At 66.4% G+C, this 6,879-nt stretch carries 6 protein-coding genes; all 6 read left to right on the plus strand.

Going from position 1 to position 6,879, the window contains the following annotated elements:
- On the plus strand, window positions 1-1,900 hold a 1,900-nt coding region (gene aceE / locus GX543_RS16135; protein ID WP_290853406.1), incomplete at its 5' end, for a pyruvate dehydrogenase (acetyl-transferring), homodimeric type.
- Window positions 1,901-2,001: 101 nt separating this feature from the next.
- Complete coding sequence (locus tag GX543_RS16140; RefSeq protein ID WP_290853407.1) at window positions 2,002-3,279, plus strand: helix-turn-helix domain-containing protein; 1,278 nt, start codon at window positions 2,002-2,004, stop codon at window positions 3,277-3,279.
- A gap of 195 nt (window positions 3,280-3,474) precedes the next feature.
- Window positions 3,475-4,386 carry an ACP S-malonyltransferase gene (locus tag GX543_RS16145; RefSeq protein ID WP_290853408.1) on the plus strand — a complete coding sequence of 304 codons (912 nt, stop codon included), beginning with the start codon at window positions 3,475-3,477 and terminating at the stop codon, window positions 4,384-4,386.
- Window positions 4,387-4,497: 111 nt separating this feature from the next.
- Window positions 4,498-4,794, plus strand: a complete 297-nt coding sequence (gene acpM, locus GX543_RS16150) for a meromycolate extension acyl carrier protein AcpM (protein ID WP_290853409.1) — start codon at window positions 4,498-4,500, stop codon at window positions 4,792-4,794.
- A 2-nt stretch (window positions 4,795-4,796) separates the two neighbouring features.
- Window positions 4,797-6,062 carry a KasA/KasB family beta-ketoacyl-ACP synthase gene (locus GX543_RS16155; protein ID WP_290853410.1) on the plus strand — a complete coding sequence of 422 codons (1,266 nt, stop codon included), beginning with the start codon at window positions 4,797-4,799 and terminating at the stop codon, window positions 6,060-6,062.
- 32 nt (window positions 6,063-6,094) lie between these two features.
- A partial coding sequence (locus GX543_RS16160; RefSeq protein WP_290853411.1) for a carboxyl transferase domain-containing protein occupies window positions 6,095-6,879 on the plus strand: 785 nt, incomplete at its 3' end.

Consider the following 6,879-nt stretch of genomic DNA (forward strand, 5'->3'; position numbering starts at 1 on the left):
GGTCCGCGGCAACGGGCAGATCGTCCAGGAGTTGGAGTCATACTTCAAGGGCGCCGGCTGGAACGTCATCAAGGTGGTCTGGGGCCGCGAGTGGGACGCACTCCTGCACGCCGATCAGGAGGGCGCGCTCGTCGACCTGATGAACCGCACCACCGACGGCGACTACCAGACCTACCGCGCCAACGACGGCGCCTTCATCCGCGATCACTTCTTCGGCCGGGATCCGCGCACCAAGGCACTGGCGGCCGACCTGTCGGATGAGGACATCTGGAAGCTCAAGCGCGGCGGCCACGACTACCGCAAGATCTACGCCGCGTACGCGGCCGCGATGGCCCACCGGGGACAACCGACGGTCATCCTCGCCAAGACCATCAAGGGCTACACGCTCGGCAAGAGCTTCGAAGGCCGCAACGCGACCCACCAGATGAAGAAGATGACGCTCGACGACCTCAAGGCGTTCCGCGACACCTCGCATCTGCCGATCACCGACGCCCAGCTCGAAGCCGATCCCTACCTGCCCCCGTACTACCACCCCGGTATGGACTCGCCGGAGATCAAGTACATGCTGGAACGCCGCAACGAGCTCGGCGGCTTCGTCCCGAACCGGAAGATCACCGCGAAGCCGATGGCGGCCGATACCGCCCCCGCCCTCAAGGCGGTCTCCGGCGGCTCGGGCAATCAGCAGGTCGCGACCACCATGGCGCTGGTCCGCATCTTCAAGGAGCTGATGCGCGACAAGGAGATCGGCAAACGCATCGTGCCGATCATCCCGGACGAGGCCCGTACGTTCGGCATGGACTCGTGGTTCCCGACACTGAAGATCTACAACCCGCACGGTCAGAACTACACCTCGGTCGACGCCGAGCTGATGCTGGCCTACAAGGAGGCCGAGAACGGGCGCATCCTGCACGAAGGCATCAACGAGGCCGGCTCGACGGCCTGCTTCACCGCGGTCGGCACCTCGTATGCCACCCACGGCGAGCCGATGATTCCGCTCTACATCTTCTATTCGATGTTCGGCTTCCAGCGGACCGGCGACGGCCTGTGGGCCGCTGCCGACCAGATGGCCCGCGGCTTCGTCATCGGTGCGACCGCCGGCCGCACCACCCTGACCGGTGAGGGCCTGCAGCACGCCGACGGCCACTCGCCGCTGCTGGCGGCGACCAACCCCGGCGCGGTGTCGTACGACCCGGCGTTCGCCTACGAGTTGGCGCACATCGTCATCGACGGCCTCAAGCGGATGTACGGCCCCGACGCCGAGAACATCTTCTACTACATCACCGTCTACAACGAGCCGATCACGCAGCCGAAGGCGCCGGAGGGCCTCGACGTCGCGGGCCTCCTCAAGGGCATCTACCTGAGCCGCAAGTCGGAGGCCACCGCCGATCACTTCGCCAACATCCTGGTCTCGGGCATCACCATGGGCGACGCCCTGCGCGCCCAGACCCTGCTGGCAGACGAGTGGAACGTGGCGGCCGACGTGTACTCGGTGACCTCCTGGTCGGAGCTCGCGCGCGACGGCATCGCTGCCGACCGTGACGAACTGCGCGCTCCCGAGTCGACCGCCCGTCGCCCGTACCTCACTGAGGTCCTGCAGTACGCGAAGGGACCGTTCGTCGGCGTCTCCGACTACATGCGCGGGGTGCAGGAGCAGGTCCGGGCGTACGTTCCCGGCACGTACCTGACACTGGGCGCCGACGGATTCGGCTTCTCCGACACCCGTCCCGCCGCGCGCCGCTTCTTCAACATCGACGCCGAGTCGATCGTCGTGGGCGTGCTGGTCGCACTGGCCCGCGACGGCAAGATCGATCGCACCGTCGCCGCCGATGCCGCGAAGAAGTACCAGATCGACGACGTGAACGCTGCTCCCGAGCAGACCAGCGATCCCGGCGTCGCCTGACTCACACCATCGCAGAGAGCAGAACGCCGACGACCTCGCGTCGTCGGCGTTCTGCTCTCTCCTTATATATGTGGGGGCCTCGCGCCGACTACATTGAAGGCGTGCCCGACGTAGAACCAGACCCGCGCCTGAAGACCACCCGCGCCACCGACGTCTTCGGCGATCGCGGCGCGCACGTGCCTGCGCCGGCGACCGTGCACGATGCGCTGCCCGAGACGCTGTTGCGGCGGGTGAAGCAGTACAGCGGTCGACTCGCCACCGAGGCCATCCACTCGATGTCCGAACAGCTGCCGTACTTCAGCGACCTGGATGCCGCGCAGCGTGCCAGCGTCCAGCTCGTGGTCCAGACCGCCGTCGTCAACTTCGTGGAGTGGATCCAGGACCCGGAAGGGAACGTCAAGTTCACCGTCCAGGCGTTCCAGGTGGTCCCCCAGGATCTGGCCCGCCGCATCTCGTTGCTGCAGACCGTGGAGATGGTCCGCGTCGCGATGGAGTTCTTCGAGAAGTGGCTGCCCCTGCTGGCCCGCAACGACGCGCAGTTGCGTGCGCTCACCGAGTCGGTGCTGCGGTACGGCCGCGAGATCGGTTTCGCCGCCGCCGCCATCTACGCTTCGGCCGCCGAATCCCGCGGCGCCTGGGACTCGCGCATGGAAGCCCTGGTGGTCGACGCCGTGGTCCGCGGCGACGAAGGACCGCAGCTCCTGTCTCGCGCGGCGGCACTCAACTGGACCACCGAAGCGGCGGCGACGGTACTCGTCGGGTCGCCACCCCCGGAGCAGAACGTCTCGGTGGCACTCACCATCCACAACACCGCCAAGCAGTACGACCGCGCCGCCCTCTCCGTGGTGCAGGGCAGCATCCTCGTCGCGATCGTCGAGGGACCGCTACGTCCGACGGACCGCTTCCTCACGGACCTGCTCGCGCACTTCGCCGACGGACCCGTCGTCATCGGGCCGACGATGCCCAACCTGTCATCGGCTCACGCCAGTGCAGTGGAGGCGATGGCGGGGATGCGGGCTGTCGTCGGCTGGCCCAATGCACCCCGGCCCGCGTACAGCTGGGATCTGCTTCCCGAGCGTGCACTTAACGGCGATCGCTCCGCCATCGCCACCATGGCCGAGTCCATCACTGAGCCGTTGAGCAAATCTGAGACGCTCGTCAACACCGTCGAGGCCTATCTCGACAGCGGCGGGCAGGTGGAAACCTGTGCTCGCGAACTGTACATCCATCCAAATACTGTTCGGTATCGCCTAAAAAAGGTGACGGACATCACTGGACGTGACGCATCTAACCCTCGGGATGCGTACGTTCTGCGCGTTGCACTCACCATCAGCCGATTGCCACGAAGTCATCAAGAATCGCCTCTTCCGGCACCTTGAGTCACAAATTTAACGGCCGCATCCAACCATTCGTGCAGCTAACCGGATTCTTGAAACATTTCGGTAACGGATCTCAACCCGGTGACGATGGAATCTCGGCCCAACCTGCTTTTGTAGGAACCCTACAAAGATCGCCGCAAAGGTTAGTACCCGGCAACACCCCTACGAACGACCGAAAAGGTGTTCTCTAGTCACGTGCTTTCGTTGCTTTCGCCCGGCCAGGGCTCACAGACACCCGGCATGCTCACCGAATGGTTGCAGCAGCCCGGGGCCCGCGACCGTGTCGCGGCATGGTCGCAGACCATCGGACTCGATCTGGAACGACTCGGAACCACTGCTGATGCCGAGGAGATCACCGACACCGCCGTGACCCAGCCGCTCGTCGTCGCCGCTGCACTCCTCTCGTTCGAGGAACTGCGCAACCGCCACGGCGAGCTGCCTGCCGACGCGATCGTCACCGGCCATTCCATCGGTGAGGTCGCCGCGGCCGCCATCGCAGGCGTGCTGACCGCCGACGAAGCGATGCTTCTCGCAGGCATCCGCGGCGCGGAGATGGCCAAGGCCTGCGCCCTCGAGGCGACCACCATGGCCGCCATCCTCGGCGGCGACGAGGCCGAGGTCCTCATGCGCCTCGACGATCTCGACCTGGTTCCGGCCAACCGCAACGCCAAGGGCCAGATCGTCGCGGCCGGCGCCGTCGACGCGATCGCGAAGCTGATCGAGGATCCGCCGGCGAAGGCACGGATCCGTCAGCTCGCCGTCGCCGGAGCCTTCCACACCCGTTACATGGCGCCGGCCCAGGACGCCGTCGCCGCAGCGGCAGCGAAGATCACCCCGGCCGACCCGAACCGCACGTTGCTCTCGAACGCCGACGGCAAGGCCGTCACCTCCGGCGCCGAGGCCCTCGAGCGACTGGTCACTCAGGTCACCAGCCCGGTCCGCTGGGATCTCTGCTCCGAGGCCATGCGCCAGGCAGAGACCAGCGCGATCGTCGAACTGGCGCCCGGCGGAACGCTCGTCGGCATCGCCAAGCGCGAACTGAAGGGCGTGCCCGCCCGCGCAGTCAAGGTCCCCGCCGATCTGGAGGACCTCCCCGAACTTGGATAGCGGTCGGCAGCACCCGACCCCCGGAAGGCCTCGCGGCCCGTCCACTCAGCACACACGCTGACTCCGGAACACCAATAAGCAGTACGTAATCAATACGAAGGGAGCCACATCGTGGCCGCCACTCAGGAACAGCTCGTTGCAGGCATCGCCGAGATCGTCGAAGAGGTCACCGGCATCGAGCCGTCAGAGGTGACGCTGGAGAAGTCGTTCATCGACGACCTGGACATCGACTCGCTGTCGATGGTCGAGATCGCAGTCCAGACCGAGGACAAGTACGGCGTGAAGATCCCCGATGAGGATCTCGCCGCCCTGCGCACCGTCGGCGACGCCGTCGCTTACATCCAGAAGCTCGAAGCCGAGAACCCCGAGGCTGCTGCTGCTATCGCAGCTCAGGTCGACCAGGCCTGAGAATGTCGGAACTGCGCGACTTTTCCACTCTCGGTGGGAACTTCCCCAGCGTGGTGGTGACCTCGATGGTCGCCACCACGTCCCTGGGCGTCGATCTCGACTCGACCTGGGAGAATCTCGTTGCCGGCAAGTCCGGCATCCGTGAGCTCACCGACGACTACATCGAGAAGTACGACCTTCCCGTTCGTATCGGCGGCAAGCTGGTCGAAGACCCCACCACCGAGGTCACTCGCGTCGAGGCACGTCGCATGGCGTACGTCGAGCGCGTGTCCCACGTCATGAGCAAGCGCCTGTGGGCGCAGGCCGGCGAGCCCGAGGTCGACCCCGACCGTCTCGGCGTGGTTCTCGGCACCGGCATGGGCGGCGCGGACGCGATGATCGACGCGGACAACGCCATCAAGTCCACCGGCAACTACCGCAAGGTGTCGCCGCTGGCCGTTTCGATGACGATGCCCAACGGACCGGCAGCCGTCGCGGGACTGAACATCGGCGCACGCGCCGGTGTCATCACCCCGGTCTCGGCCTGCTCGTCCGGCGCCGAAGCAATCGCCCACGCGTGGCGGCACATCGTCTTCGGCGATGCCGACATGGTGGTCTGCGGTGGCGTCGAAGGACACATCGACGCCGTGCCGATCGCCGCATTCTCGATGATGCGCGCGATGAGCACCCGCAACGACGATCCGGCAGCGGCCTCGCGCCCGTTCGACAAGGACCGCGACGGCTTCGTCTTCGGCGAAGCGGCCGCGATGCTGATCCTCGAGCGCGAGGACCACGCCAAGGCACGCGGCGCGCACATTCACGCACGCGTCCTCGGTGCAGGCATCACGTCCGACGGATTCCATCTGGTGGCTCCGGACCCCTCGGGTCAGGGCAACGCGCGAGCCATGGCCCGCGCACTCCAGACCGCCGGCCTCAGCAAGGCCGACATCACGCATGTGAACGCGCATGCAACGGCCACCCCGATCGGCGACACCGCCGAATCGGAGGGCATCCAGGCAGCCGTGGGCAACCACGCCGCCATCTATGCGCCTAAGTCTGCGCTGGGCCACTCGATCGGTGCCGTCGGCGCCCTCGAGGCAGTCCTGACTTGCAAGTCGGTGGAGGAATCAGTCATTCCGCCGACGCTGAATCTCGAGAACCTCGATCCCGCGTGCGGCGACATCGACGTCGTGCACGGCGAGGCTCGTCGCGGCCAGATCGACTACGCGCTGAGCAACTCGTTCGGATTCGGCGGGCACAACGTGGCCTTGGCCATCGGCCGATACTGATCCCCAACCCCCCACCGCATTAGGAGAACCCGATGACCACACTGGCACCCATCCCCGGCCAAGAGGAAGCAACCGATCCTCGTGATCCGTTGCTGCGGTTGACTACCTTCTTCGACGACGGCACCGTCGAACTGCTGCACGCACGCGACAAGTCCGGTGTGCTCGCAGCGATCGGCGATGTCAACGGTGTTCGCACCGTCTCCTTCTGCACCGATGGCACCGTGATGGGCGGTGCCATGGGGATCGTCGGTTGCGCTCACATCGTGAACGCGATCGACACCGCAATCGCAGAGCAGACGCCCGTTGTGGGCATCTGGCACTCCGGTGGCGCACGCTTGGCCGAGGGCGTCGAAGCCCTGCACGCTGTGGGGGGCGTGTTCGAGGCGATGGTGCGTGCATCGGGGTACATCCCGCAGATCTCCGTGGTGGTCGGGTTCGCCGCCGGCGGTGCTGCGTACGGTCCGGCTCTCACCGACGTTGTCATCATGGCTCCGGAAGGCCGCGTCTTCGTGACCGGTCCCGACGTGGTCAAGAGCGTCACCGGCGAGCAGGTCGACATGGAGTCGCTCGGCGGCCCCCTGACCCACGGCAAGCGCTCCGGCGTCAGCCACATCACCGCCGACTCCGAGGCCGACGCCTACTGGCGTGCACGCCGCCTCGTCGGCACCTTCTCCCAGCAGGGACACTTCAGCCGCGAGAAGGCCGAAGCGGGCGACATGGACCTCCGTGAGCTCATGCCCGAGTCGAACCGCCGCGCCTACGACGTCCACCCGATCGTCGAGGCTCTGCTCGACACGCAGGTCGCAGCCGACGGCAC

Origin of the sequence: Gordonia sp. (in: high G+C Gram-positive bacteria), assembly GCF_012515855.1 — a bacterium.
Lineage (GTDB): Bacteria > Actinomycetota > Actinomycetes > Mycobacteriales > Mycobacteriaceae > Gordonia.